This is a genomic window from Candidatus Nitrospira allomarina, assembly GCF_032050975.1.
Lineage (GTDB): Bacteria > Nitrospirota > Nitrospiria > Nitrospirales > UBA8639 > Nitrospira_E > Nitrospira_E allomarina.
On sequence record NZ_CP116967.1, the window covers coordinates 779,633 to 806,628 of the forward strand.

A 26,996-nucleotide genomic window follows, 5' to 3' on the forward strand; every position below is an offset into this window, starting at 1 on the left:
GTAACGTCGATCTTCGGGTTTTCCCTAATGGTAGGGGGAACAGGTAAAATCCAAATTTCTCCACTTGGAACAGACATGGTCGACTCAGTCGCTGAACATATTTCTGCCCTGGATGACGAGGATTGGGGGGTGCGCGAAGACGCTGCGGTAGCCCTCGGACGTCTTGGCGATCCCCGCAGCGTTCAGCCTTTAATTCGGACGCTTCGCGACTCGGACCGGGCCGTGCGGGAGGCCGCAACTGCAGCCCTAAAAGCGCTTGGCGAACCGGCCATTCTCTCATTAGGGTTTTGCCTTCAGGATTTGAATCCGCAGGTTCAGGAATCGGCTGCGTGCATCCTGGCCGATATTGCAAACGAACAGGTATTAGATCCCTTGTTGTCCGCGGCATTAAATCCTAACTGGATTGTGCGCATGTCGGCAGCCAAAGGCCTGAGTCGCATTCAGAATTCCCAAGCCATTGATACGTTGATTTTGCTTCTTCAGGACAAAGTGCCAGCCGTGCGAGAGGAGGCGGGACGGGCCATACAGGCCATCGGCAATACCAGCATTCCAAAACTGTTGGAAAAATTAAAGGATCAGAATTGGAAAATCCGGTTGCGGGCGGTGGAAGCGTTAACCCTGTTGAAACCCCTGGAAGCGGTAGGACATCTGATGATTCTGGTTCTCGAAGATTCCGATACAGCCGTACGCCAGGACGCCGTGCGAGCACTCGGACAGATTGGCGATCCCCGTGCCATTCCTTTATTGCTCTCGTCCCTTGCCCTCGAAACGCCATCACTCAAATTGCCCTCGATTGAAGCACTTGGCCAGCTCAGATCCACCGAAGCTATTCCCATGTTAATCGCATTGGTCAACTCGCTACCTAAGGAAGCCTATGAAGATCGCATGGAAGGATGCACCGATCCCCAATATAAAGAAGATCTCCCTCCCCTGGAAGCCGCCATCAGGGCCCTGGGAAAAATTCGTGACCCACAGGCTATTCCCACCCTTATTCAAGCGCTGCAGAGTACGCTCCTACGGACAGAAGCCGCCGAGGCCCTCACGCAGTTTGGCCAAACAGCCGTAAATCCATTGTTACATCTCTTAAAAACGACCAAGAATGACAATCTCCGTCGTCATGTGTTGGAATCCCTTTCTCACCTTGGCTGGAGGCCGGGACAGATTCGCATCTAACTGAAAGACCTGACGATGCCGAAGGAAACATTCGAAACTATCATTTCTGAACTGGATCATGAGGAAGACTGGCGCCGAATGCGGGCCACCTCCACCTGCATGAAAGGTGGACCCAAGGCCGTCGAGGCCATCATTCATGCCATGGCGACGGGCTCTTCTCATTACAAGGTGGAAGCGGCAAAAATGTTAGCCCGCCTACGGGATCCCCGAGCCGGTCAGGCTCTCGCTCATGTCCTGAAGGATGAGGATGAACAGGTGAAACAGGCAGCCGTCGATGCCTTGGAGCATATGGCTGGCATTTTGGATGAAGCCACCGCATCTGCACTCTTAGAATATTTACGCGACGATACTCTCCAGGAAAAAGTCACGGCCCTACTTGGTGTGATTCCCACTTCTATCGGCCCTCTGTCGGAACGGCTCAAAGATCCCGATCCGGCCATCCGTCTCCGGGCCGCAGAGATTCTCGCCCACCTCCTTGATCCTCGATCGGCAAATGCGTTTGTTGATGCCATGTCCGACCCCGATCTTCGTGACCTGGCCACCGATACCTTGCGCAAATTGGGCGCCATTAGGGACCGTGTCGATCAAACGATGGACGACCTGCGGGCGGTGGACGAATCCGAGTTGAAAGAAGGTGTCCGGCAAGAAGCCGTTATTCAACTGCATCGTATTGGACGGCCAATTGTTGAAATTCTCATTGAATACCTGGAAGACGATGACTGGGTGGTTCGGGAAGCCGCCGCTGACACCCTTGGTAAAATTGGCGATATTCGCGCAGTGGAACCGCTCATGATCCGGCTCCGGTCTGACAAAGATACGGGGGTGAAAGAACATGCGCTGAAATCCCTTGGGCTCATCGGCGATCCACGGCCGGTAGAATTATTCATTGAAGCCATTCCCGTTCGCCCTCTTCGCATACTCGCTGTCGAAGCCCTGGAGAAAGTGAAAGATATCGAAGTCCTGAGGCCCCATATGGAATTATTTGCCCGATTAAAAACCGACCGGGACGGCTTGATTTCCTATAATTCCGGGGTCATCCTTGACAAACTCGAGGCTGCCACTGCACAAATGAACATGGCTGAAGAGACCTGGGCCGCAAAGGAATAAAGGAGTGATGACCCATGACGGAAGGTAACCACGTAGACCCCTTATTGTCGGCGCTTCGCGATGACAATGAAGCCCTTCGAAATCATGCCGCTTCTAGACTCGGAGAAGCCGGGTCAGAAGCAATTCCCAAGCTGATTAATATGTTTCTGGAAGACGATTGTGTGGTGCGTGAGGCAGCTACGAGTGCGTTGGTTCAAATTGGGGAACCAGCCGTTGATCCCCTGATCGAGGCGTTAAAAGATGATGAGGAATGGTCTGTTCGAGAACAGGCAGCCACCGCTCTCGGGAAACTCCGTGCCATTAAATCGGTGGACCCTTTGATACAAGCTCTCCGTCTTGACAAGGATGGAGGTGTGCGCACCGCTGCCATCTGGGCTTTAGAACGCATTGGGCATCCTGATGCCGTTCCCGCCTTGGTGGATGCTCTGATGGACGCAACTCTCCGTGAAGATGCCGCAAGAGTCTTAAAAAAATTGGGAGATTCCCGCGCAACTGATGCTCTGGTGGAGGGCTTACAGGCCTCAAACTGGATTGTGCGCCGGCACGCGGCAGAGGCGTTAGGGAAAATTGGCGATCCTCGCAGCTTAGATCCTTTAATTCATGCTCTGGCCGATGAGGACTGGTTGGTCCGTCGTAATGCCGCAGAATCCCTGGCTCGCTTCAAAGATAGTCGGGCCATCGATCCTTTGGTCCCCTTGCTCGAAGATGAAAATGAAATGGTCCGGGACACAGCCGAAGGTGCCCTGGCAAGCTTGGGATGGACACCCGGTTCTTCCCATTCATAGTATATTGCAATCAATGCTTTTTCCCTTTTTTTAACTCTCACGAAGGACACTGACACATTATGGCTAATGAAGCACCCGCAAAGCTCATTTCGATCGGGCCCAAGAGTGGCACGAAAAAGGATGGGTTTAATCTTGTGACCGAGAACGTCACCGCGATCAATCTTGAGACAAACCAAATTGAGGTCGAGCTCCTGGCGTACGATGGGAAGACCGTTCTTATGGATGTCAGTGAAGAGGCCGCCGAAGACCTCCAAAAGATCAAAATCGGTGACGGGGCGACACTTCGTGTCGTGGAAGAAGACGGCAAACGAATCGTCAAAAGTTTTCGCATCCGCTCCAAGGACCCCAATATTCAACGAGCCGATGCTGCGCTGCAGGATCTTACCGATACGCACTGGCTCAATCGCAAGCATGCCATTGAAGTCCTTGGAGAACTCCGGGTAGAAGCCGCCGTGAAACCGTTGGTGGAAATGCTCAGTGATGAAGTCGGTGATGTCCGGCAGCGTGCCTATGAGGCTTTGATCAAAATAGGAGCACCCTGTGTCCCTGATGTCATACCGCTTTTGGTCTCCGAAGATGATGACCTTCGACAATCGGCAACCGAAATTCTTCGAAAAATTGGAAAACCGGCAGTGGAGCCTTTGGCTCTGGCATTAGGCGAAGCTGATGAAAAGCTTCAAAAACGCATCATGAAGGTGTTGGACCGCATGGGCTATAAACGCAAATAGGGTCCCCGGCCAGGGTACACCCAAAGCCGACCATCCGCTCGCGTACAAAACACAAAAGGCAACTGGACTCGCCTTTGTCGCTAATCCTGCCTGTTCCCTGGACAGGCTTGCCAACGAAGTTAGGCTTCGAGCAAGGACCGTGTCTTAAGATCTCTTAGCTTTTTTGGGAAGGTTGGGTTCCCACGGTTTTTCGACCCACCGAAATATAATAAAATCCCTGCTCTTCCATCCGTTGCGGTTCATAGACATTGCGAAGATCGATAAAAATCCGGGAGTTCACCGCAGCCCGAACCCGGTCAAAATCCAAGCTTCTAAATTGGTTCCATTCCGTGACCAACACCACGGCATCCGCCCCTTCCATGGTGTGATAGGCATCCTGACAGGGGACCATGGTTGGCAACACCTTCATCGATATCTCCAAGGCCTCCGGATCGTAGGTCCGCACGATCCCGCCCGCTTTCATGATCTGCTCTGCAAGGAACAGGGCCGGCGAATCCCGAATATCGTCCGTGTTAGGTTTAAAGGCCAATCCGAGTATGGCAATGGTTTTCCCGCGTAACTCTCCGACGGCATCTCGTATTTTCTCCATCATCCGGACTCGCTGATCGTCGTTCACTCGTTTGGTGGCCTTGGCTATGGTCATTTCATAATCATTTTCGTTTCCGATATTGATCAGTGCGGCAGTATCTTTTCCAAAACACGACCCTCCATATCCTGGACCTGCATGCAGAAATTTCGACCCGATTCGTTTATCTAATCCCATCCCTTTGGCCACCATTTGCACATCGGCTCCAACCCGTTCGCAGAGGTTGGCCATTTCATTAATAAATGAGATTTTCGTGGCCAAAAACACATTCGAAGCGTATTTGATCATTTCAGCGGTTGGAATATCAGTGATCACAATAGGCGTTTCAAGAATATACAAGGGACGGTACAAATCTTTCATAATCGCCACCGATTCAGGACTGTCGGCTCCAATCACCACACGATTGGGCCGCATGAAATCTTCAATGGCCGATCCCTCCCGAAGAAATTCAGGATTCGAGACCACGCCAAAATTACAGGCCGATTCCTGATTCGCCTGAATAATCGATCGAATACGTTTGGCGGTTCCGACCGGCACGGTGGATTTGGTCACAACCACCTTATATCCTTTCATTCGGGTTCCCACATTTTTGGCCACTTCATCGATAAAAGACAGATCGGCAGACCCGTCCTCACGGGAAGGGGTTCCCACGGCAATAAAAATGACCAGGGCTTCATCGACGGCTTTGTGTAAATCGGTGGTAAATCGAAGACGGCCGGCCGTCAGATTTTTGGTCACAAGTTCGGAGAGGCCTGGCTCAAAAAATGGCACTTTGCCTTTTTCTAAAGCCGCAATTCGCTTGGCATCCGTGTCCATACATAGGACGTTCAAGCCAAATTCCGCAAAACAAGCCCCTGTGACCAATCCCACGTACCCCGTTCCTATCACGCTGACATACATGAAGTTATCCTCCTTGATCTCAATATGATATTCCCATTTTACTCGGTTAAAATCTTATTGCACTTAAAAAAGAACGAATTAGTATACCCTATTCAATGTTGCTTGACAGCCTCCAGGGTGCCAACTAGAATCAGTTCAAATTTCCAACAGAGCGGGAATAGCTCAGTGGTAGAGCATCGCCTTGCCAAGGCGAGGGTCGGGGGTTCAAATCCCCTTTCCCGCTCCAATTCAAGCGGGTTTTTTCAGCCTTATTACGGCTTCTACTTCCTCACCCTTCACTTGCCTGGTGGCTGAGGTTCAACCTTTATATTCATTCCGTCTAAGGGTTCCCAAAGACCTTCCTCTTTGGTCGGACCGGGAATTTTGACCAATATTTCTAAGTCCTCATTCAAATCTTTGAGAAAATCTTTCATTTGCCCGACTGTCATATATCATGCCTTTCTCTAAGGGTTGTTAATTTTTACCACCCTGTTGTCACTTCTATTCTTTCCTATTCTACCTTAAAGGATATGTAGGCCCTGACGGGTTTCATCACTGTATTTTTTTCTGTTTTCCGCACATAGAGCAGGAATTATTTCTTCCATTCAGTCGGTCACCAAAATCACCCACCACGGCGTGGATTCTTCATGCATCCGGGAAAACTGCCGTGCCGTAAAACTGCTGGGAACGCCATCCAACACTGCTCCACGTCGAATTTCCACATACCTGAACCGGCAAGACATCTGTCCATCTTCCTTTGTCGCACCTGCAAAAGGCATAAGATTTCGCAGATTGGCCATCTCGGATAAGTCTATTCTCTCCCCGACGGCCATGGTGGACAACTCCGCATATACTTCCCCAAAAATTTCCGGAAGGAGAGCTTTGGTAAAAATTTCATTGATTGGACGGAATCGATCATCAGCCAACAATTGGCTGAGCACCTCCCAAAAAACCTCATCATCAATAGCCGAAAGAATACTTACGCCACTTCGTTCGGCCATGAATCGTAACAGTGCCAGGGGCCCCAGTATGTCAAATTTCCAATCGGGGAAGGTTAAGGTGCGTCCCTGGTGAGAGACCTCTAAAACGGGTTCACCTTCATAGCGACTCTGATGATAATTTCCCCGGCTGGATTGAAGATGCGCATGGATAATTTCAGGAGCCAAGCGACTGGGTTCATAGGCAAAGGTGGGATTAGCCGGAGCATGGCAGGTACTGACGGTGTAACGAGACAACTTCCCTTTGCTCTTCGAAAATGTTTCCAGGCCCATGCCCCCACAAAATTTAAAGCGTAATTCTTCTGGCGGGAAGCTCTGTAAATATCGCTCACGATCCAGATTTTTGTGATAGACGCCGCCCACACGGGATCCCGGCATCAACCGATCAAACGCATGCAAGGTCAGCGGGGTACGTTGCGTCCGAAAATATGGGACATAGTGATCCACCAATTCCTGCTCAAAGGACAAATCTCCAGCTCCGACATCTAACAGGGAGGGTGTGGCCGTATGCCTTAGCGCGTCATAGGGATTTGAGGCATTCCGAATTATTTCCTCCCATTGAGCCCCGGACAGTTCTTCCGGATTTTTCTTACTTCCACCATCGACTAAGAGGCCCCATACCATGAGTGCACGCACTGCTTTGGAAGGGGGAAATCCGGTCAATTCTTTGAGGATCTTGTTCCCCTCTTTGTTTCCAATGGGTTTGGAGAATTGTTGCAGGGCATCGACTAATCGATCGCGAAGTGATGAATCAAGGGGGGCCTTTTGTATATGTTGAAGAAGGGCGGGCAGCATGGTCTGTAAGGTTTCAGGAACCATGCATTTCCTACTTGCCTCCCAGTGGTGCGGAGAGGATTCCCGACTGACCTTGATTCTCTCCCGAAATGCCGCCAACCCGAGTTTCTGATCATCCATGAGGTATCATCCCTTACTTGGAGCGTTGAAAAAGGCCGCAAGTAACATTCCCTGCCCTCGCCGAACCCCCTTCGCCAAAGTAGCTACGAAGGCTGAAAGCGGCTTTGTGTCTATGAGCCGAAGCGCTTCCACCCTCGCAGGGTCAGGGACACTTTAGCGGTGTGGCTCGACGCGAAAGCGCGCTGGTAGGGCGCCGCTTGGCCATATTCACCAGCTCCTCCCTGCGTCCTGTCCAGCCCGGTACTTGCGGCCTCTCCCTTCCAGAAGCCTCAGAACAGGACCAGACGAGCCTTCCTTCGTCCAAGCTCAGGACAAGCTTTGAACACTCCATGATTCCTTGCTTCCCCTGAGTCCCGGGCCCTCACATGTCAATGAAAAAGCCAAATATTTGAATAATTCAACCGCCCACTTCGGACAGTTACTTAAACCGATTCTTCACGCACCTTAGCCGCTCTGAATATTCTGAAACAACCGAATGGCTTCCGAAATATTGCCCAAAGGAGAGAACTATGCTACACCTTGCCTCGTTATGTTCACACCTTATTTTCAACCTGCGAAACAACACTTTCTCTCCCTACTTATGGGAATCATGGTGATGAGCGCCAACACCGGATGTGCCACGTCTCAAGTCAACCCGACATTTGAAGTCAACCACATCTACGATGTCTCCCAGCAGAAAGCCATCACATTCGACGATCTGCTCCCCCAACTATTATCCGCCGATGTGATTTATATCGGCGAAGAACATTATACCCCCTCACACCTTGAGGCAGCCCAGACAATCCTGAATGCCCTCCTTGCCCATGACCGGCACCCGGTGCTGGCCATGGAAATGTTTAGTTGGGATGGACAATCCGGGCTAGACCGGTACACCCAGGAATCCGAATTTACGACAGAACAACTGATAAAGGAATCACAATGGAACACGAATTGGGGTGGAGAGTTTTCAGATTATCAACCGTTGGTGACCTTTGCTAAATCGCATAACCTTAAAATTTTTGGTCTTAACCCGCCACGCCCCCTTGTTCGCTTGGTCGCCACAAAGGGATTAACCGAGGCCTTGCGAGACCCCGAAATGCGAAAGTGGCCAATTCAAGACATCGTGACCGATAATCCCGCATATGAGCAATTGATCTTTGAACAAATTGAAGCGTGCCATCCTGGCTTGCCAAAGCACGTGTACCGCCGAATTTTTGAAGCATCCATCTTCCGGGATGAGGGCATGGCTCAGATTATCGCCAATTACCTCAACACACGATCCCGGACTGACGAACCGCTGGTGAGCTACACAGGGGGCGGCCATATTCAGTATAAAATCCCTGTCCCTAAGCGAGTTGAACGAAAGCACCCCGGCGTCAAATCCATGACCATTTATCTCGAAGCATGGGATCCCTCCAAAAAACAGGAGGTTCGTTCGGAAATGCAAACCGGCATTGCCGATTTTCTCTGGCTTACCCCTTTGGGCCCCCAAGGCCTTCAGCCCCGTTGTGGCTAACTATTTAGATCACCAAATTTCCTGAAGAATGAAGGAGAACCAAGCACATGGGCGACCCAATTATTATTGCGCAACGAATTCCCTACGTCCTGGACATGGAACCGGGAACCTATTACTGGTGCCGATGTGGGCGATCAAAAACCCAGCCGTTTTGTGATGGGTCTCACACCGGAACCGAATTTTCCCCAATCGAATTGGAACTCAAAGAACCACAAAAGGTAGCTTGGTGTGGGTGCAAGCACAGCAAAAAATCCCCATTCTGCGACGGCACACATTCCAGACTGGAGTCGTAAACTATGACCCTCGGCTTTTTGAATTCAGCCAGATATTTTAGACAATCGCGTTGCCCCAGCTTCTCTCCTGCATGTAGCCCATAATATCGAGGTCTTCGCTTGCTACCCATAAGCAATACATCATCCAGAATTTATGTATTATAAACTAGCATAAAAAGTCTAATTATAATTTACTATTCAATGACTTGCATCACGGAAATAAAATTTACTACAATCCACGACGATTGTGGGTAGCAGATCTTGTGATTGGAATGCTATCCCAATTATAAAGTTGTGTAAGAAATTTTCAATGTCCGAAAGTGAGGATTTTCGTATGAGGCGGATTACTAGCTTTCTGAGTGCTTTTCTTGTGTTAGCCGCAAACCCAGCCTTTGCCAATGAACCAGGCGGAGGATATGAGGGGATTACGGCCATGTACTATGGAATGATCGGAATTATCCTGGCTTACGGGGTCTATGACATTTTCTTCAAAAAGTCATAACGCCGCCCGCATTCCCTAACACACCTAAAGAATTCCTCTTCTTACCCCTTCCCGCTCACGGGGAGGGGTGGCATTTACTCTTTGGCCGGAATATTCTGTCCAGTTTTGAGTAAAGGCTCCAATGTTTGGAAAACATTCTGAGCCACAATGGTATAGCCTTCTGCCGTAGGATGAACTCCATCCGCCTGGTTTAAGCCAGGTTGAGCAGCCACTCCTTCTAATAAAAATGGAACCAGTGGAAGACTCAATTCCTTGGCCAGCCGTTCATACATTTCAAAAAACTCCCCCGTATAGGCTTCGCCGTAATTTGGCGGAATGCGCATGCCCGCTAAAATGACCATCACCCCTGCATTCCGCAACCGTTCAATTATGCTACGAAGATTTGCATAGGTCTGTTCCAAAGGTAAGCCCCGGAGTCCATCATTGACTCCCAATTCTAATATGACAACCGTCGGCCGACTTTTTAAAATCCAATCTACCCGTCGCAATCCTCCCGCGGAGGTATCTCCGCTAACCCCGGCATTAACCACCTCATAGTAAAATCCACGTTCCTGTAAATGTTTTTCCAATTGAGCCGGATAGGACTCCTCCGATGACACGCCCAATCCAGCCGTTAAGCTATCACCAAAGGCAACGATTTTTGGAAGAGATTCGTTCTTTCGCACCAATGGCCCGGGTAAAGATGGTTCGTCCGGGAATTGGGCCTGAGAGTCTAACAAGTCGGGACTGCGATTCATGGACTCTGATAGACCGGGTGAAGGACTCTCCTCGGGGCCACACCCCAGGATTCCCAGACAGAAGAGCACGAGGACTGATAGGATGCATGTATGCATAATAGCTGGATAGAATCTCTTAACTCTATTATTCACCATTTGAACCCGTTTGTGTAATCAACGTGAATGTTCCTTCATCGTCTACATCCTCTTCCGCCTCTTTGACCGCCCAAACCCCAGCATCCCGGCTTCTCATTTCCGTCAATCATCTTGGAATGCAGCTTCAGGCGGGGAGTCATTCCGTCCAGATCTTACAGGACATTTCCTTCGAGGTCCTCACACATCAGGTGGTTGCTATTGTCGGACCGTCCGGAAGCGGAAAATCAACTCTCCTGGGATTGCTTGCAGGCCTCGACCGACCAACACAGGGGTCTATCCGCATTCATCAGACTGACATCACGACCTTAAGCGAGACTGAAATGGCGCACTTTCGACGCAAACACATTGGCTATGTGTTTCAAGCGTTTCATCTCATTCCCACTCTGACTGCACTGGAAAATGTGGCCCTCCCTTTAGAATTGCAAGGAATAACCACGGGCACAATACGAGCCAAAACACTTTTACAATCCGTCGGACTAGAACATCGTCTTCACCATTATCCCGTTCAACTCTCCGGTGGGGAACAGCAACGAGTGGCCTTGGCACGCGCCTTTATTGTCCGCCCTCCCCTCCTGCTTGCAGACGAACCCACCGGCAATCTGGATAGCTCAACCGGTGCAATGGTGATTGATCTGCTGTGGGAACTTCATCAACAACACGGCAGCACTCTCGTCTTAGTCACTCACGACATGTCATTGGCCGCTCGCGCACAACGTATCCTAACCTTGCGGGATGGAGCAATGGTGAATGAGGAGACGGCCCCTCCGCTGTTATCCTCCGGCTCAGAGGCATGATCCCCATTTCGGTCAAACTCGCCTGGCGGGAAATCCAGAGCGTCTGGTCTCGATTTCTATTTTTATTTCTCTGCATTGCACTTGGTGTCGGCGCCATTGTGGCCGTGGACCTGTTTGCCGTGAATGTCGCACAAGTCATTCTGGGGGATACCCGTGCTCTGTTAGGCGGTGATGTCGAGCTATCATGGCGGCGGGCAATTTCAGACAAGGGCCATAAAGTGCTGGACTCCCTCACCGACCGTGACATCGTTCTCTCACACGTGACCGAAATCGCCGCAATGGCGACGGTGAACAACCCTACCTCCCAAGCGGCCCTCCCGAAAATAGCTTCTCAATTGGTGGAACTCAAGGCCATAGATTCGGCCTATCCTCTCTATGGTCGGGTAGAAGCGGAACCTGATCTCCCGACAGCGCAACTGCTGGATCCGCTTCAATCCGGTTGTGGTCGCTCGCCGTGCTTTGGCGCACTTGTCCAGGAATCTTTGCTGATCCGGCTCAATCTGACCGTTGGCAGCGAGCTGCAGATTGGCCAAGGAAACTTCCTTATTACCGCCGTACTGAAAAAGGAACCCGACAAAATTGCCAATGGATTTAGTTTGGGCCCACGGGTCATGATTTCCCAGGACGCGCTCAAGGCCACCGCCTTGATCCAAATCGGAAGCCGAATTCAGGAACGATATCGTCTGTCCCTATCCAACTCCACCTCTCTTGAGCCTTTGATGGGTGAGTTACGCGGGCGCCTCAGCCAGGAAGGGGCCCGGGTCACCTCATTTCGCGATGCCCAGCCACGACTCCGCCGGTTCCTTGACCAATTAAATCTCTATCTTGGGCTTATCGGGTTTACGATCTTATTGGTCGGTGGGATCGGAGTGGCTTGCACGATTCAAGGCTTCCTCACACAAAAAATACCCATTATTGCCACGCTCAAAACCCTGGGAGCCGATTCTTCACAAATCATTCGCCTCTACCTCACACAAAGCCTCATCCTGGGAGGGATTGGCAGTCTTTTTGGGATCATAGTCGGCGTAGTCCTCCACCGAGGCTTACCGCTATTGCTTCAAGGCATTATTCCTGAAACCATGCCGATGAATCCCACTGTCGCTCCAATTCTTCGGGGGATGGTTCTTGGCATCCTCGCCACACTGGCCTTCTCACTCTGGCCTCTATTGGCCATCCGTCATGTCTCTCCGGCATTGGTGTATCGACAAGCCGTGAACCACTCCCAAACTATAGCCAACACCCAATCCAGACTAACCCGATGGCGGACCATCTTTAAGCATTGGTGGAATGACCGGGCACAGGTCGTGGTCGGCATCAGCATGATGGTGGGCGTGACCGGCCTGGCCATGTGGCAAGCCCACTCCCTGACCCTCGGTTTAGTTTTTTCCGTTGCATGTGCGGTGGCCGTTCTCCTCCTCATAGGAGGCACTGGAGTACTGTATAGCATTCTCCGGCATGTGCCGATTCCTCAACGGTATTTGTTGCGTCATGCGGTGAGAAATCTTCAACGGCCTGGAAACTTTACCAATGCCATGACGTTGGCCATTGGAATTGGTGTCATGCTTTTAACCACGCTAACCATTGTGCAACGGTCCTTACTTGATCTGATAGGAAACCAGATACCCTCTCAGGCTCCTTCATTTTTTTTCATAGACATCCAACCAGACCAACATTCCCAATTTGTGGATGTGCTACGACAACAATTCCCGGATTCACCGTATAAATTAGTTCCGGTCGTAAGGTCTCGTCTCACGGCCATCAACGGAAAACCCATTGATCCGGAAGAGCATAAGGGCAAACGAAACGGATGGTATTTCACCAGGGAATACGTCTTGACGACATCCCGGAATCTTCCAAAAGATAACGTCCTTACCGAGGGTCAATGGTGGGATCACACCAAGCAATCAGACGCGGATGGAGGGATGAAAACCCCCTCAGATTTCCCCTTGATCTCCGTGGAGGAAGACGCCGCAAAAAACCTGGGGCTCACCTTAGGGTCAACCCTGACGTTGGATATTCAAGGGGTGCCACTTGTCGCAAAAGTGGGCAGTCTTCGACAGGTGGATTGGGGAAGTTTTTCCATAAACTTTTTCATGATCCTTCAGCCGGGCTCTTTTGACGGTGCTCCGTTTACCTACATCGCCACAACCAGAGTGCCAACAACTCTCGAGGTCCCCTTACAGCAAGCCATCGTCGCCGTCCTGCCCAATGTAACAGCCATTAAAGTGGGAGATGTGCTGGAGAGTATTGGTCGAATCTTTCACCAATTGGCCCTGGGGATTCAAGCCTTGGCTCTTCTCTGTCTGGTCACCGGCGCCGTAGTCATGATTGCGGCGATTTCAATTAACCGGTACCGGCGTCTTCATGAATTGGCAATTGTGAAAGCCCTGGGAGCAAGTCGCGGGTTACTGGTATTTTCGCTGGGAGTAGAATTCGGTGTCATTGGAGCCTTTGCAGGCCTGGTTGGACTTGGATTGGGGTGTCTCCTCTCCTGGTCTCTCTTGTACTTCTTTTTTGACCTGACCTGGACCGTCGATCTCATCATATTGAGCACAGGCTTGCTTTTGACAATTTTGCTATGCCTCGCGACGGGCTTTCTCGGAACTTACCGGTTGCTGGGCTTCCCTCCCCTGTCCGTACTCCGTCAAGAATAAACCCAATTTAAAAGTTTGCGGTGTTCTTCTCCCAAAACCACACCTGTGTCTGATGCTAGGCCCACTCATAGGATAAACCTCTCATACAAGTTATCTATTCAGATACAGACTGTATGGTGTTGAATAACAATTTGTCCCACAACTGATGCCCTAATACCTCATCCTCTTAACTTTTTTTAAATATTTTTAAAACCCATTATAAAAATTTTGCTCTCCATTCATCAGTATTACAATGAGTTAGACGGATGAGACCCTTAAACTGATCTTTCGTTTTCTCTTTGGGTACATTCTTTGCTTTATTTACTTTGTAAAGTGGCAAACACAAAACATTTGAGGGAAGCCATGGAAATTATTTTAGCCATCTGTGTCACAGGCCTTGGAATCTTCGGAGGAATGCTTATTTTTTGGAATGGTCAGAACTCTGTAACTTCTAAGACACCTGGCACTTCCCTTACACGGTAGAGAGATGGCCAAAACAACACAGACCTGTGCGTACCCGACACTTGTTCATGAGCCATCTTTGAGTGATTTCACTAACGATGAACCAACCTTGAAGGGGCGTGTTCCATCAGGATGGTGGATTCAGTCATAGGGGAAAAAAGGAGATCTTGATGCCAAAAAACGTACTCATTATTGATGATGATGGTATGAGTCGCGGATTGCTCCGAATGGTCCTGGAATATGATGGATGCCAGTGCGTGGAAGCCGAAAACGGAGCCAAAGGGTTATCACTGCTTGAATCAAAATCATTTGACATTGTGATTCTGGATAATGCGATGCCCGTCATGACCGGCATGGATTTTTTGGACCGGTTACAACATATCCCACGCAAACCCGACATCCCCATCATTATGGTGACCGGTTTCCTCAACGCCGTCGTCCGCGAAAACGCCACCCGCTTAGGAGCCTATGCAATTATCGGTAAACCCTATGATTTTGGGGAATTACGGGCCATTGTCACTCAATTAAGTCCCTCAGCCTCCACGCAACCCCGTTCCTTCGTGGTGGCCAACATGTCCCAAACCTATAGTCCCCCTCCGGCCTGAGATAGGGATGAAGGAATCATTCCTCCCCAAAAAGCATACTCCGGGGCTATTGTCCAAATAACTGTTTCAGAACATCCGCTCCATCTTGTAAGAGTTGTTGTAATTCCTGTTCATCCCCCTGTAAGACTTTCTCAATCCTCCGCTCCACGTTCGTTTTGACCTGCTGCCCAAAGGATTGCGTATCAAAATGCAGTACCGGTTTCTGAACGGTTCCCATTACCGTAAAAGGCAGCACCAACCTTCCCTGATGCCAAGCAACTTTGGCCATCGGAAACCGCTGAATAATCCGCTCGCCGATTGTCCGTGAAACGACCAGATTGCCCTGTAGATTCAATGATTCATCAAAGGCGAGACTTCCCACCCCTGTCATTGAGAAATCTGGTGCCTCAACGGTCAATTGCCGAATCGCCAGTCCCTTGCCTTCCAGTTCCGCGTTGGCATCAATCAAGGAAAATTTCGTCGCACCGGTGGATTCCTCCAGAAGGTCCGGTAGCTGAAGGGCATCTTCAATCCCCTGCATGACATCAAATCCAATTAATTGCCCATCCCGGATCATCAATTGGACTGGTCCGGTCATCGTTGATCGCCCGGAGGGCGAGTGCGCCGCTCGCCCGAGGCTCCAATGCAATTCTCCTACACCGCTCAACCGGAGGGAGGAAGACCTTAAGGCCTCCATCAATGATTCAACCGCAAAATTCCTAAAGGTTCCCTGGACCGAGAGCAGGGGAAGAGCTGGGGTCCCATCCCATCTTCCATGCGCCTCAAGATTTCCCCTAAACGCTTGGGCCTTGAGGAACACCAGGTCCACCCTTCTCCCTTGGATCACCGTTTCAAAACGAATCTTCTCCAGTGAAAACGGGCGTCGCACGGAAAGCGCCCAGGGAAAATCAACTGAGGACACAGTAGGGGCCTCACCGGACAAAATCAGACGTCCAGGCGTCCCATGACCCGAAAGGTGAATCCTGGCCCCACCCGTTTGGAGATCAACGGTCAACGGATCAATCCTCACTCCTGTGGATGGTTTCGAGGGCCCATTGGGGATCAGAGATGCCATCAGATGAGCCTGAAGGTCTTTGACGAACACAGGTTTATCCAACGCGATATTCAGGGGCATGTCATCCGTCGATAGGTCTGGAATCTGCACGTCCAACTCAAGTCTTCCATCCATCACTTGGCCCTTTGCGGTTCCCTCTACACTACCTATCCTGCCCGCGAGATCGATCATCGGAAGATCAAAAGTGGATTGAAGGGGGCCAAATCGCCCGGTCATTTCCAAGGGGAGCTGATTGGGCATCACCACACCCTTCACATGCAGACTCGCCGTCTGGCCAAATTGGACTGAATCCGTAACCACATCCAGTTGCTCAAGGTAGTAGGAACGGAAGGGTTCTTGGGCACGATCCTCATACTGTAGGAATCCTCCACTCATAGATAACCGCTCCACTGCAAACACACCGAATAAGGGCTTGAGAGCATTGGCTGGATTCGAACCCGCCTTCTCAGGCGGATGGAGAGCCGGATCTTTTCCGACAGTGACCATATTTAACACCCCATCATGCCTGCGGATGACGTGGACTCTCGGATCATGAAGACGCACGTGTTCAACCTGAATATGCCGGCGCAACAGGGGAAGCCACTGAATCTCCACCTCAGCAAAAGGAATCGTGACAAACGCCTGAGGACTGAACGCCGGGTCATCCCCAATTGTCAGATCCCGCACCCGAAAACCCAGCTTAGGAAAAAGAGTGAAGCGGACATCCTGCACATCAACCGGACGATGGAGGGCCTGTTCCAGAACGGGTAAATACCGATCCCGGTACCGATTCAAATCCAGCAAAACCGGAAGAAGCAGGATGACCACAATCACCAGACCAATGAGGATAGCGAGACCAACCATGATATTACTCTTCACGAAGACATGCTCCCGTCATGAGGCAGAGGATTGGGTAGTTTACCATGTTCCATTTTTCTCCGTAGATAAACCATCCTAAGATATCGACACCTCAAGGACTATCAGGTATCTTCAAGGGCCAACAATCACACAAAGAGGATATTTTCCTGTGCCCACTGTGAGTGAACCGTCTTCCCCTCTTCCGATTCGTCATGTCGTGTTAGTCGACGCCTCAGGCTATATTTTCAGGGCCTTTCATGCCATCAAGATTTTGAACAGTCCGAATGGTACCCCCGTCAATGCCGTCTATGGATACATCACCATGCTGATGAAACTACTGGACGATATGAAACCCGATCATATTGCCGTCATCTTTGATTCCGCACGAAAAACCTTTCGAAACGATCTGGCTCCCAGCTACAAGGCCAATCGCAGCGAACCACCTGAGGAGTTGGTGCCTCAATTTTCTCTCGTCCGGGAGGCGACACGGGCTTTTAATTTTGATTGCATTGAACTGAACGGTTTCGAAGCCGACGATCTGATCGCTACCTACGCAAAACATGCCATGGAAGCGGGCGCGAATGTGACCATCGTGTCCTCGGACAAAGATCTTATGCAGTTAGTATCAGAACAGGTCAGTATGTTCGATCCCATCAAAAGCCGAAAGATCGGTCCCGAGCAAGTTCTGGAAAAATTCGGTGTGCCCCCTGAGAAAGTTGTCGACGTACAGTCATTGGCGGGAGACTCCACGGACAATGTGCCCGGGGTCCCGGGTATCGGCATCAAAACAGCCGCACAACTCATCCAGGAATATGGTGACCTGGACACCCTCCTTACGCGCGCCTCAGAAATCAAGCAGAACAAGCGACGGGAAAGCCTCATTGAACATGCCGATAAGGCCCGACTCTCCCGTGAATTAGTCCGGCTTCGTTCCGATGTCCCGCTGCCATTTCCGCTTGAACAATTGGAGCGACGCCAGCCCAATATGGATTTATTAGCTGCCTTCCTCAATGAACAGGGCTTCAAATCGATTCTGGCTCGCTTACAAAGCCGCGTGAAGGGTGAACAGGATCCCACTGTCACCCCTACTGCCACACCGGTCAACTCTGCACCAGCAGCGAAAGATCCCGAAACAAAGCCGCTGCCTACCAAAGCCCAGTACGAGTTAATTCAAACAGTGTCGGCCCTTCAAGGCTGGGTGGAGGAGGCGACTCGTCGCGGGATTGTGGCCGTCGACTGCGAAACCACGTCTCTGGATCAAACCAGAGCTGAATTGGTTGGGTTCTCACTGAGCCTGGAACCCGGCCAGGCCTGTTATGTACCTGTCGGTCATGTGGCCCCGGGATCCACGTCGCATCAGGATTTGCTCTCACACGATACGTCTGCTGCCTTGCCGGAAAGACCGGAACAAATTCCCCTCCAACAGGCGCTCGACATCCTTGGGCCACTGCTGACAGACCCCGGTGTGCTCAAGATCGGGCACAATATCAAATACGACATGGTTGTGTTTCGCCGGTATGGCCTCAACGTGTCTCCCGTGGACGATACCATGCTGCTCTCATACGTCTTAGAGGGAGGCATGCATGGCCATGGCATGGACGAACTAGCCGAACACTTTTTGGGCCATACAACGATCAAATTTAAGGACGTCACGGGTACCGGAAAGTCTCAAATCACGTTTGATCAGGTTCCCCTGGAAAAAGCGTTGGAATATGCCGCTGAAGATGCCGATGTGACCCTGCAGCTCCATCAGGTCCTCAAACCTCGTCTCATCAGCGAACACATGACCACCGTCTACGAAACGCTCGAGCGTCACCTCATTCCCGTGCTGGCCACCATGGAGAAAACAGGGATCAAAGTCGATGTGTCCCAACTCAAACAGGTCAGCCAGGAGTTTTCTCTCCGTCTCCGGGAATTGGAACAAGAGATCCATCGCCTGGCCGGAAAGACCTTTAATGTTGGTTCCCCCAAACAACTCGGCGAAGTGATGTTTGACGACCTCGCCTTGGGAGGGGGTCAAAAAGGCAAAGCCGGCAGCTATAGCACAGGAGTCGATGTCCTCGATTCCTTAGCGGCCCAAGGCCACGAACTCCCGTCACGTGTCTTGGAATGGCGGCATTTGGAAAAACTGCGCAGCACGTATGCCGATGCGCTCATCCGTCAAATCAATCCCGACACAAACCGGGTGCATACCTCCTACGCCATGGCGTCTGCCGCAACGGGAAGACTCTCATCCACAGACCCCAATCTCCAGAACATTCCTATTCGCACGGAAGAGGGCCGAAGAATCCGGCGCGCCTTTGTCGCGGAGCCTGGTTGGACACTGCTTTCGCTGGATTATTCACAGATTGAATTGCGTCTGCTCGCCCACGTCGCGGATATTCCCGTTCTCAAGAAAGCCTTTTGGGAAGGCCAGGATATTCATGCCCTCACCGCCAGCCAGGTCTTCGGCATCCCCTTGGAACAGATGGATCCTGGAATTCGACGAAAAGCCAAGGCCATCAATTTCGGCATTATTTATGGAATCAGCGCCTTCGGGTTGGCCCGCCAATTGAGTGTGGAGCCGGGCGAGGCCGCTGCTTACATCAAAACCTATTTTGAACAGTATCCCGGCATCCAGGATTACATGGAGCGCACCAAACAGTTTTGCCGGCAACACGGATACGTCCAGACATTGTTTGGACGTCGGTGCCATGTCCCTGGCATTCATGATAAAAATCCCGCCAGACGAAATTTCTCTGAGCGAGCGGCCATCAATGCCCCATTGCAAGGCACGGCGGCCGACATCCTGAAGCGCGCCATGATCCGCGTACCTGCAGCATTGGCACAGCATGGGCTAACCCCCAAGGCAAAAATGCTATTGACCGTCCACGATGAATTATTATTCGAGGTAGAAGAAGCCGCGGTCGAGCAAACCACTGCGGTCATTAAACAGGTGATGGAAGCCGCCACACTCCCTGCCCTACAATTGTCGATCCCGCTGACGGTCGAAGCAGGACATGGCCCATCCTGGGACAAAGCCCATTAAAAACCAAAAAGAGTCGTATAGGAGAAAGGACATTCATAAATAATGGAAATACCGACCTATGGTGAATTATTGAAACTTGTCTGGTTTCTGGTGTGGCGACACGTGGTGATTCTGATGTTTGTGAGTATGACGATCGGATGGGCGGTTCCTGTGATCTTCAATAGCACGATCCCTGAAGACTCTCAGTATATTTTAGAAATCTGCATTTATGGCGTGCTATTCTTCGGCATCACCCCGTTTATTTTGAAGACCCTGTTTCAAAAACAATTTCAAGGCTTTCAAGTCATCTTCCAACGCGAAACCGACTCACCACCACTTTCTTCATCCTAAAAATGGGATCGCACTGAATAGATGATTTCCTTCTCTTTCATCTGGGTCAATGATATGTCCGTTTCCCATAATCCGACGCCTGCAGTCTGGCCAAAGGGAGGGACGCTCTTATCCGCCTGCGGGCCTTGTTTGAGCAGAGCGAGTTGGCCCGCTCTCCCTAGATTCGCGTCCGTCCTATTGAATGAGGCAGACTGGGCGTCAATGTTTTTGGGTCCTTTTCCCGAAAGAAAAGGACCTCGGCTGCCGGGCCGAAACCCGGCATTATAGAAAAGCACGTTAACACGAGAATTGGTGGGATCAGTTCACCTGACAAAATTTGTTCATGGCCAAACACGAAAAGAGATATCCAATTCACATCACAAAACTATGAAACCAGAATCATAAATTATCTCTGATCCTAATTATTGCTCATCACACATTCTGAACCTTATATGAAAATCGCCACCTGGAACGTCAACTCGATTAAAGTCCGGATCCCCCACTTGATGGAATGGGTCAAACAGGCCAACCCGGACATTGTCCTGCTGCAAGAACTCAAAACCACTGAGGACCAGTTCCCCAGAATGGCCATCGAGGAGCTGGGCTATAATATGGCCATAGTCGGACAAAAAACCTACAATGGAGTCGCAATCCTCTCCAAAGCCCCGATCGAGATCGAACACACCTCACTGCCTGGCGCCCCTTCTGACGAACAAGCCCGCTACGTGGAGGCGGTGGTGGGAAACGTTCGAGTAGCTTCAATTTATTTACCCAATGGGAATCCGGTGGAAACCGAGAAGTTTGCATATAAACTTGCCTGGTTGGATCGACTGATTACGCATGCGCAATCGCTCTTAGCCCTGGAAGAAGCAGTGGTGTTAGGGGGAGACTTTAACGTATGCCCCACCGACCATGACGTCTATGATCCAAAAGGATTTGCCGACGACGCCCTCTGCCGTCCTGAATCCCGTGCCCGCTTTCGCGCCCTCTGCCACCTCGGATACACCGATGCCCTTCGAGCCATGCACCCCGAATTAGGTCTCTACACCTATTGGGATTACCAGGCCGGCCGATGGAACCGGGATGAAGGCCTACGCATCGACCATCTTCTGCTCTCTCCTCAAGCTGCCGATCGCTTGGTTGCTTCGGATGTGGATCGCGGGCCTCGCGGAATGGACAAACCTTCCGATCACACCCCCGTCTGGTGTGACCTGTCCCCCTCCTAAAAGAGGAGACATCGCCTGGGCATAGCCTGATCAATACAGATTGATCAACATTATCTTTGTTCTTTTCCAAACAATTTTCATCTTTCCTTCTAGCCCAGGTCATACCCGGTTAAAAAAAATTATCCAGACATATTAAAAAAATCCCACACTACCCGATTGGCAAATGAAGAAAAATCTTCTATTCTGTAACTCTTGGGAACTAACACCCAAAACCCTGAAATGTATATTTTCTGCTGAGAAATTCCTGCTCCATTCCGACGAGCATTCATCACGCATGGACTCCATTAAATTCGGGACCTCAGGGTGGCGGGCCATTGTGGCCGAGGACTTTACCGTCCGGAACATCCGTATAGTATGCCAGGGAATCGCTCAATTTCTCCGTCAACAGAAGCTGGGACAACAAGGCATCCTGATTGGCTACGACGCACGATTTTTAGGGGAGCATTTTGCCAAAGTGGCTGCAGAAGTCATGGCGGCCCATGGGATCCCTTGTCTGATTTGCGACCGCGACACGCCGATCCCGGCCATCTCTTACCACGTGGTCAGTCGCAAATTATCAGGAGCCATGAATATCTCAGCCAGCCATAATTCTCCTGAATGGAACGGGATCAAGTTTACGCCGGACTGGGGAGGATCAGCGCTGCCAGAAACCACTAAGGCCATTGAACTCCGCATCCTACCCCTGTTGCATGGGGAACACATCAAATGGCTCCCCTGGGAGCGGGCAACACACGATGGTATGGTGCGGCATTTCGATCCGCAACCCGAGTATTTGAAAGCTCTGGAATCGCTGGTGGATCGCGACCGCATCCGGAACGGCCGGATCCGGGTGATTTTTGATCCCCTCTATGGAACCTCCAGGCATTATCTGGACGAATTCCTCCGGCAAGCCGGTGCAAAAATGGCTGTCTTACACCATTGGCGAGATCCGTATTTTGGAGGATTTCGACCGGAACCGACCCACGAGACACTTCAGGATCTGAAAGAGACCGTTCGCCGCGAAGGGGCACACCTCGGCCTGGCGATCGACGGAGACGGAGGCCGGTTTGGCATCGTGGATGCCGACGGCACCTTCATTCAAGCCAACTACATCCTGGCCCTCTTGTCGGATTATCTCATTCGCAGTCGGCAATGGACCGGTGGAGTTGCCCGCTCGGTCGCCACCACCCATCTCATTGATGCCGTGGCGGCACACCATGGACTCACCGTGCATGAAACCCCGGTCGGATTCAAATACATCGGCGAATTGCTTGCGAAGGGAGAAGTGGTCTTTGGGGGGGAAGAGAGCGCCGGGATGTCCATCAAGGGCCACGTACCGGAAACAGATGGGATATTGGCCGGCGCGTTGGTTGCAGAGATGGTGGCCTTTACGGGACAGACCATTCAGGAGTTACTGAAAGACCTCTTTGACCGAGTAGGAGCTGCGTTCACGACACGACAAGATCTGCCGATGAGCGAACACCTCAAGACACAGGTCAAGCAGATATTTGAACATCCACCATCGGAGTTTGCGGGAGCAGAGGTCATCCATGTCAATAAACTGGATGGCTGCAAACTCATCCTGCCGGATGACTCCTGGTATCTTATTCGATTGTCCGGAACCGAATCCCTCGTCCGATGCTATGGCGAAGCCAAAACCCCTGAGCGCCTCGCCGAGATCATGAACGCCGGCAAAGAACTGCTCCTTTTTCCCGTTAGATAAGTCTTTAAAAATTTTTCAATTTTCCGTATTTTTTCTCTCAAATCGGCCATTTTCTCCTCATACCTTCTTGGTGATTTACGCCTAGATGAAGAACATAGCTCTCAAAGGCCCGATGTCCATCCAGGCTCGAGAGACAGTGGACGAATATAGGATAGCAACAGATAGCCGGATTTTTGGTGAAAATGCAATATATGTGAGGATTTAAACAATCTCGGAGCAGGATGGGAAGATGGAGAAGAGGTCATTCGGGGGTGGACAAAGGCCCACCCCCATGCCTCTCATTAAGCTTTAAGGTCAGACGGCGGTTAACGCCATGGCTTTTTCGATCCGTTTGGCTGTAGCTTTGGCATTGCGGGCCAACCGTTTTTCTTCAACTTTATCCAGTTCATGCTCTATGGCCTGAAAGGCTGAGCGAATGGCTTCTTCAAAGGTTTTTGATTCTTTTCTGGCGGTCACCGTTCGACGCCGGGGAAGCGTCACGACCACCAGCGCCTCCGCGTTATCAGCCCCTTTTTTATGATGGGCATTTTTCGTAAGAGTGACACGGGCATGAATGATGCGAATGGTATCCGTTTGCAACGCCTCAGTCCGTCTCTCTATTTCGGCTTTCCACCGAGGGGTCATGCCAACGTTTCGGCTCTCAATTTTTACATCCAGCGATTGTTCATCCATAGACACTCCTTCTTTGGCTGTTCGTTAAATCTGTGAAACATCCAACACCTTCCGGCCTGTTTTTCGGATGACGAAATCCTGAGTCAACCCTCCTTTTCTTTTGGTTTTCTACAGTGTAAAAATTTCTCTTTCTTCAGTCAAAGGCCTCATCACGAAATCTGTAATTTTTTTTCTCTGGGCAAGACTGATACAGTATATCAGGGTGGGTGGAATACGAAGGAGTTTCCACCCTCTTAGCTCAAAGGAGGGCTATCAGATGTCTATAAACGTACATGTCAACAGGAGAGATCTTATGAAAATCGGCTTGGCATTAGGGTTCGGAGTTCTCGCCAAAACTCTCGGCGTGGCATTGGCCGCTCCCACCCCCTCAACCGGGGGTTCGGATATCACCAAAATCACGAAAACGGATGAAGAGTGGAAGGCGCTGTTAACCCCCATGCAATACCGTGTTTTGCGGCATGAAGACACCGAGCCGCCCTTTACCAATGAATATCATCAAAGTAAGGCCAAAGGCACTTACCAATGCGCCGGGTGCGAGTTGCCACTTTTTTCTTCCGACACGAAATTCGACAGCGGAACCGGCTGGCCAAGTTTTTGGCAACCGATTTCAGAAAAAGTGGTCGAAACTCGAACCGACTGGAAGATCATTTATCCCCGGACGGAAGTCCATTGTGCCCGATGCGGTGGCCACCAGGGACACATTTTTGATGACGGCCCCCCGCCGACGGGATTACGCTATTGCATTAATTCCGCGGCGTTGAAATTTGTTCCGGCGTAGCAAAGCGCTGGTGCACCAACTGCTCGACTGCCGGAAAATGTCGTTCCGGAAGATTGCGAAAACGTTTTCGGCAGTCAGCCACCGCTTCTTCAGCAGACGTGTAGTGTCTGGAAGAAGGAAGCAGGTTTTTTGAATACTCGCGCAGCCTTCTCGCGACCAAGGGGGTCAAGGTTTTATCCCCGGCCAGCATCTGCGCCGCCGCTTCAATATTTCCATGATAGTCGACTAACGCCTGAAATCCGAGACCTTTCAATCGTTGAGTGACAGTGCTGCGATCCCACCCTAAAGCTTTAGCTGTCACCTGCATATCGAATCCATGACGGCGCAGGCATTCCAACACCATGTCATCCTCCAATCGTTCCAGTTCCACCCGACCCCCTTCACCCTTCAAGGACGGCATGACGGGGCTACTGAGATGCAAATCTGCTTCGGTTATGAGGGACCCGTTGGCCAACGCCACTGCCTGGGCCACGGTTTGTCGAAGTTCTCGAATGTTGCCCGGCCATCGATAGGCCATGATCCCATCCAATGCCCCTTGCGTGAACCTCAAATCCATTCGATTCTGTTGCCGGGAAAAATACTGCAGAAAGGATTGAGCCAATAGCAGGCAGTCTTCCTCCCCTCGTTCCCGCAGAGGAGGCAGAGTTAACACAATACTCCGTAATCGATAATATAAATCTTCCCGGTATCGGCCTGCCTCCACATCTTGTTGAAGATTGCAATTTGTCGCCGCGATAATTCGCACATCCACCTGAGTGAGCCGGCTTTCTCCAACCCGGTGAAATGACCCGTCCTCCAGAAACCGCAGTAATTTTGCTTGCAAATCGGATGGGAGTTCGCCGACTTCATCCAAAAAGAGCGTTCCCCCATTCGCCGTTTCAATATACCCCTCACGACCAACCGCGCCGGTAAAGGCCCCCTTCACATGGCCGAATAATTCTCCTTCAAATAACTCCGGCCGGATTGCGGCCATATTTACCGATACAAAAGGGCCACGATGCCGAGGACTCAACGCATGGGCCGCTCGAGCAAACACCTCTTTGCCCGTGCCTGTTTCTCCCAATAGTAGAATGGGACTCTGGGTCCCGGACGCTTTTTTTAAATCCTGAAAAACGCGAAGGACCGAAGGGGCACGGGTCAGAATATGAAACGACTCACATTCTTGAAGTAATGCCGGATTCTCGCGGGATTCGGGGTACCGATGCTCAGGATGCTGCATGGCCGGCACCTGCCGACGAAGATCCTCCAATTCAATCTGCAACCGGTCAATCTGTCGTCGGGTTTCTTCTACCTCGGCTTGGGAAAACTCTAATTGGCGGGACACCCCCCCTTGCTGAGTTTCTAAACCTTCAATAACCGTCGCCGACCGGTGGGCATGATCTTGTGCCACATGTAAGCGAGTTTCGAGTTCCCGGACATGCTGCTGTCTTTCTGCCAGTTCTGTTTCCAATTGCTGTAGCTGCTGTCGACCCTGAGCGATCCGCCGTTGAATAATCGACCGGGACAGGGACAACCGCCAAGCCAGCGATCCCCCTAAGGTCATTCCTAAAGCCAATCCTGTACTCAAGATCGGCCACACCCAACCACTGTGAAGTCCCCACAACAGAGCCAGCCCCGCAAGAAGAGTACCGGCTAAGCCCATCATCCCCAGGCGAGTTGGCGGAGTTTCCCAAAGAAGGAAACAGGCAAAGAACAGGCCTACACTCGCCGTTACAAGAAAAGCGACCCACGGAGGAGTCCTGGAAATCCATCCGTTTGTCAGTACCGCGTTGGCCAATAAGGCATGAAGAAATTCTACCGGCACCTCGGATTCCCACGGGGTTGAAAGAGTTGGTTGCTTCGACACAGGAGAAAAAAGGATCACCGCTTTTCCGCGAAACAATTTCGATAATTGATCACGATCTTTACTCTGAATGATGTTCCACACATCCGCAAAGGCATGCCTGGGAAAGGATGACGTTGCCCAATGTCCAATAAACCGAAATTGAGGGTCGTTGATCTTCGGTTTCATAGCTGTGTCCGTTTCCGATAACAACGAGGCCATTACGAGACCGATCGGAGGATGCGGCGATGAACCTGCAGAAAGGGGATGGGACTTCACACCCCTAAGCACCCCATCCGCATCAGACATCAAGGTCAGCGTCCCCAACGCGGTTGCCGCATCCGCCAAGGCGGGAGGAACCGAATCCGGGTAGACCACAGATCCGACTCGTTTGGTCACTTCAGCCAGTCGAACCAGTCCAGCCAACCCCCCACATTCCGAGGCCATCGGGGAGGACACATCAATTGAGGGTACGATGAGAGCAGCGCCGGCCTCATGAAGGGCCAGCAGTGTGGACTCCAACACGGAAAGATTCCATCGTCCTTCCCCACATAACGCAGGACTGGTGCTCTTCGTGACCGTCACCATGACCAGTGAAGGGTCGACAGGCCCAGGTGCCATGTGAGCCAGTTGCCAATCAGTTAACCATCGTTCTCCCTGGGGAACAAGTGAGGAGACGCTAAAAGCCAACACCGTGTTCACCAGTGAAAAGGCGAGGGCCAATGCCATGGTCTTGGTCTTGGAACTATTCGTCATTGAGGT

General features: G+C 51.1%; 22 protein-coding genes and 1 tRNA gene. 16 read left to right on the plus strand and 7 right to left on the minus strand.

From position 1 onward, the window contains the following. The first annotated feature begins 75 nt into the window (after positions 1-75). From PP769_RS03335 to PP769_RS03350, 4 genes are read left to right on the plus strand one after another with little or no spacing between them, the layout of a single operon-like run. Positions 76-1,173, plus strand: coding sequence for a HEAT repeat domain-containing protein (locus PP769_RS03335; protein ID WP_312645187.1), 1,098 nt, complete (start codon positions 76-78; stop codon positions 1,171-1,173). Positions 1,174-1,188: 15 nt separating this feature from the next. Beyond that, positions 1,189-2,280: a HEAT repeat domain-containing protein gene (locus PP769_RS03340; protein ID WP_312645189.1), complete on the plus strand. Its 1,092-nt coding sequence runs from the start codon at positions 1,189-1,191 to the stop codon at positions 2,278-2,280. 14 nt (positions 2,281-2,294) lie between these two features. Further along, positions 2,295-3,065 carry a HEAT repeat domain-containing protein gene (locus PP769_RS03345; RefSeq protein ID WP_312645191.1) on the plus strand — a complete coding sequence of 257 codons (771 nt, stop codon included), beginning with the start codon at positions 2,295-2,297 and terminating at the stop codon, positions 3,063-3,065. Positions 3,066-3,124: 59 nt separating this feature from the next. Next, a complete protein-coding gene (locus tag PP769_RS03350; protein ID WP_312645193.1) occupies positions 3,125-3,793 on the plus strand; it encodes a HEAT repeat domain-containing protein in 669 nt (222 codons plus the stop codon). A 154-nt stretch (positions 3,794-3,947) separates the two neighbouring features. On the opposite strand, the gene PP769_RS03355 is transcribed toward PP769_RS03350, so the two are convergent. Next, the gene (locus tag PP769_RS03355; protein ID WP_312645195.1) at positions 3,948-5,279 is read right to left on the minus strand and encodes a UDP-glucose dehydrogenase family protein; all 1,332 of its coding nucleotides are present in this window, start codon (positions 5,277-5,279) and stop codon (positions 3,948-3,950) included. A gap of 151 nt (positions 5,280-5,430) precedes the next feature. Here PP769_RS03355 and PP769_RS03360 point away from each other — a divergent pair. After that, a tRNA-Gly gene (locus tag PP769_RS03360) sits at positions 5,431-5,505 on the plus strand. 49 nt (positions 5,506-5,554) lie between these two features. On the opposite strand, the gene PP769_RS03365 is transcribed toward PP769_RS03360, so the two are convergent. Further along, positions 5,555-5,707 (minus strand): hypothetical protein, encoded by a 153-nt coding sequence (locus PP769_RS03365; protein ID WP_312645197.1) that lies wholly within the window; start codon positions 5,705-5,707, stop codon positions 5,555-5,557. A 156-nt stretch (positions 5,708-5,863) separates the two neighbouring features. Next, a complete protein-coding gene (locus PP769_RS03370) occupies positions 5,864-7,171 on the minus strand; it encodes a hypothetical protein (RefSeq protein ID WP_312645199.1) in 1,308 nt (435 codons plus the stop codon). A gap of 595 nt (positions 7,172-7,766) precedes the next feature. Here PP769_RS03370 and PP769_RS03375 point away from each other — a divergent pair. The 3 genes from PP769_RS03375 to PP769_RS03385 all read left to right on the plus strand — a co-directional run bounded on the left by PP769_RS03375 (position 7,767) and on the right by PP769_RS03385 (position 9,440). Continuing rightward, positions 7,767-8,666, plus strand: a complete 900-nt coding sequence (locus PP769_RS03375; RefSeq protein ID WP_312645201.1) for a ChaN family lipoprotein — start codon at positions 7,767-7,769, stop codon at positions 8,664-8,666. Positions 8,667-8,713: 47 nt separating this feature from the next. Continuing rightward, positions 8,714-8,959, plus strand: coding sequence for a CDGSH iron-sulfur domain-containing protein (locus PP769_RS03380; RefSeq protein WP_312645203.1), 246 nt, complete (start codon positions 8,714-8,716; stop codon positions 8,957-8,959). Positions 8,960-9,272: 313 nt separating this feature from the next. Then, a complete protein-coding gene (locus tag PP769_RS03385; protein WP_312645205.1) occupies positions 9,273-9,440 on the plus strand; it encodes a hypothetical protein in 168 nt (55 codons plus the stop codon). Positions 9,441-9,514: 74 nt separating this feature from the next. On the opposite strand, the gene PP769_RS03390 is transcribed toward PP769_RS03385, so the two are convergent. Next, positions 9,515-10,177, minus strand: coding sequence for an arylesterase (locus PP769_RS03390; RefSeq protein WP_312645208.1), 663 nt, complete (start codon positions 10,175-10,177; stop codon positions 9,515-9,517). Between the two features lie 158 nt (positions 10,178-10,335). On the opposite strand from PP769_RS03390, the gene PP769_RS03395 reads away from it, so the two are divergent. From PP769_RS03395 to PP769_RS03405, 3 genes are all read left to right on the plus strand, one after another. Continuing rightward, complete coding sequence (locus PP769_RS03395; protein WP_312645210.1) at positions 10,336-11,106, plus strand: ABC transporter ATP-binding protein; 771 nt, start codon at positions 10,336-10,338, stop codon at positions 11,104-11,106. Then, a complete protein-coding gene (locus PP769_RS03400; RefSeq protein ID WP_312645212.1) occupies positions 11,103-13,760 on the plus strand; it encodes an ABC transporter permease in 2,658 nt (885 codons plus the stop codon). Before PP769_RS03395 ends, PP769_RS03400 begins: the two co-directional genes overlap by 4 nt. Positions 13,761-14,371: 611 nt before the next feature. After that, positions 14,372-14,806: a response regulator gene (locus tag PP769_RS03405; RefSeq protein WP_312645214.1), complete on the plus strand. Its 435-nt coding sequence runs from the start codon at positions 14,372-14,374 to the stop codon at positions 14,804-14,806. Between the two features lie 46 nt (positions 14,807-14,852). Here the strand turns inward: PP769_RS03405 and PP769_RS03410 are convergent, their stop codons facing one another. Beyond that, complete coding sequence (locus PP769_RS03410; RefSeq protein WP_312645216.1) at positions 14,853-16,718, minus strand: AsmA family protein; 1,866 nt, start codon at positions 16,716-16,718, stop codon at positions 14,853-14,855. Between the two features lie 148 nt (positions 16,719-16,866). Between PP769_RS03410 and polA the strand changes: the two genes are divergently transcribed. From polA to PP769_RS03430, 4 genes are all read left to right on the plus strand, one after another. Further along, a complete protein-coding gene (gene polA / locus PP769_RS03415) occupies positions 16,867-19,725 on the plus strand; it encodes a DNA polymerase I (RefSeq protein ID WP_312645218.1) in 2,859 nt (952 codons plus the stop codon). A 42-nt stretch (positions 19,726-19,767) separates the two neighbouring features. After that, on the plus strand, positions 19,768-20,055 hold the full coding sequence (locus PP769_RS03420; protein ID WP_312645220.1) for a hypothetical protein: 288 nt from the start codon (positions 19,768-19,770) through the stop codon (positions 20,053-20,055). Positions 20,056-20,486: 431 nt separating this feature from the next. Continuing rightward, a complete protein-coding gene (xth, locus tag PP769_RS03425; protein WP_312645223.1) occupies positions 20,487-21,260 on the plus strand; it encodes an exodeoxyribonuclease III in 774 nt (257 codons plus the stop codon). Between the two features lie 274 nt (positions 21,261-21,534). After that, a complete protein-coding gene (locus tag PP769_RS03430; RefSeq protein ID WP_312645225.1) occupies positions 21,535-22,962 on the plus strand; it encodes a phosphoglucomutase/phosphomannomutase family protein in 1,428 nt (475 codons plus the stop codon). 294 nt (positions 22,963-23,256) lie between these two features. Here the strand turns inward: PP769_RS03430 and PP769_RS03435 are convergent, their stop codons facing one another. Next, the gene (locus PP769_RS03435) at positions 23,257-23,634 is read right to left on the minus strand and encodes an HPF/RaiA family ribosome-associated protein (protein WP_312645227.1); all 378 of its coding nucleotides are present in this window, start codon (positions 23,632-23,634) and stop codon (positions 23,257-23,259) included. 292 nt (positions 23,635-23,926) lie between these two features. On the opposite strand from PP769_RS03435, the gene msrB reads away from it, so the two are divergent. Further along, entirely contained in the window at positions 23,927-24,412 is a 486-nt protein-coding gene (gene msrB, locus PP769_RS03440; protein WP_312645231.1) for a peptide-methionine (R)-S-oxide reductase MsrB, read from the plus strand. Here msrB and PP769_RS03445 read toward each other — a convergent pair. Continuing rightward, on the minus strand, positions 24,378-26,990 hold the full coding sequence (locus PP769_RS03445) for a sigma 54-interacting transcriptional regulator (protein ID WP_312645233.1): 2,613 nt from the start codon (positions 26,988-26,990) through the stop codon (positions 24,378-24,380). The two genes, msrB and PP769_RS03445, sit on opposite strands and share 35 nt — an antisense overlap. Between the last annotated feature and the right edge of the window lie 6 nt (positions 26,991-26,996).

Bases quoted from the DNA above. Each gene is read 5' to 3' on its own strand.
- PP769_RS03400 (WP_312645212.1), top strand. From the start codon at position 11,103: ATGATCCCCATTTCGGTCAAACTCGCCTGGCGGGAAATCCAGAGCGTC.
- PP769_RS03430 (WP_312645225.1), top strand. From the start codon at position 21,535: ATGGACTCCATTAAATTCGGGACCTCAGGGTGGCGGGCCATTGTGGCC.
- PP769_RS03445 (WP_312645233.1), bottom strand. From the start codon at position 26,990: ATGACGAATAGTTCCAAGACCAAGACCATGGCATTGGCCCTCGCCTTT.
- PP769_RS03385 (WP_312645205.1), top strand. From the start codon at position 9,273: ATGAGGCGGATTACTAGCTTTCTGAGTGCTTTTCTTGTGTTAGCCGCA.
- PP769_RS03380 (WP_312645203.1), top strand. From the start codon at position 8,714: ATGGGCGACCCAATTATTATTGCGCAACGAATTCCCTACGTCCTGGAC.
- PP769_RS03335 (WP_312645187.1), top strand. From the start codon at position 76: ATGGTCGACTCAGTCGCTGAACATATTTCTGCCCTGGATGACGAGGAT.
- PP769_RS03370 (WP_312645199.1), bottom strand. From the start codon at position 7,171: ATGGATGATCAGAAACTCGGGTTGGCGGCATTTCGGGAGAGAATCAAG.
- msrB (WP_312645231.1), top strand. From the start codon at position 23,927: ATGAAAATCGGCTTGGCATTAGGGTTCGGAGTTCTCGCCAAAACTCTC.
- PP769_RS03435 (WP_312645227.1), bottom strand. From the start codon at position 23,634: ATGGATGAACAATCGCTGGATGTAAAAATTGAGAGCCGAAACGTTGGC.
- PP769_RS03340 (WP_312645189.1), top strand. From the start codon at position 1,189: ATGCCGAAGGAAACATTCGAAACTATCATTTCTGAACTGGATCATGAG.
- PP769_RS03390 (WP_312645208.1), bottom strand. From the start codon at position 10,177: ATGAATCGCAGTCCCGACTTGTTAGACTCTCAGGCCCAATTCCCGGAC.
- PP769_RS03345 (WP_312645191.1), top strand. From the start codon at position 2,295: ATGACGGAAGGTAACCACGTAGACCCCTTATTGTCGGCGCTTCGCGAT.
- PP769_RS03355 (WP_312645195.1), bottom strand. From the start codon at position 5,279: ATGTATGTCAGCGTGATAGGAACGGGGTACGTGGGATTGGTCACAGGG.
- xth (WP_312645223.1), top strand. From the start codon at position 20,487: ATGAAAATCGCCACCTGGAACGTCAACTCGATTAAAGTCCGGATCCCC.
- PP769_RS03375 (WP_312645201.1), top strand. From the start codon at position 7,767: ATGAGCGCCAACACCGGATGTGCCACGTCTCAAGTCAACCCGACATTT.
- PP769_RS03365 (WP_312645197.1), bottom strand. From the start codon at position 5,707: ATGACAGTCGGGCAAATGAAAGATTTTCTCAAAGATTTGAATGAGGAC.
- PP769_RS03420 (WP_312645220.1), top strand. From the start codon at position 19,768: ATGGAAATACCGACCTATGGTGAATTATTGAAACTTGTCTGGTTTCTG.
- PP769_RS03350 (WP_312645193.1), top strand. From the start codon at position 3,125: ATGGCTAATGAAGCACCCGCAAAGCTCATTTCGATCGGGCCCAAGAGT.
- PP769_RS03405 (WP_312645214.1), top strand. From the start codon at position 14,372: ATGCCAAAAAACGTACTCATTATTGATGATGATGGTATGAGTCGCGGA.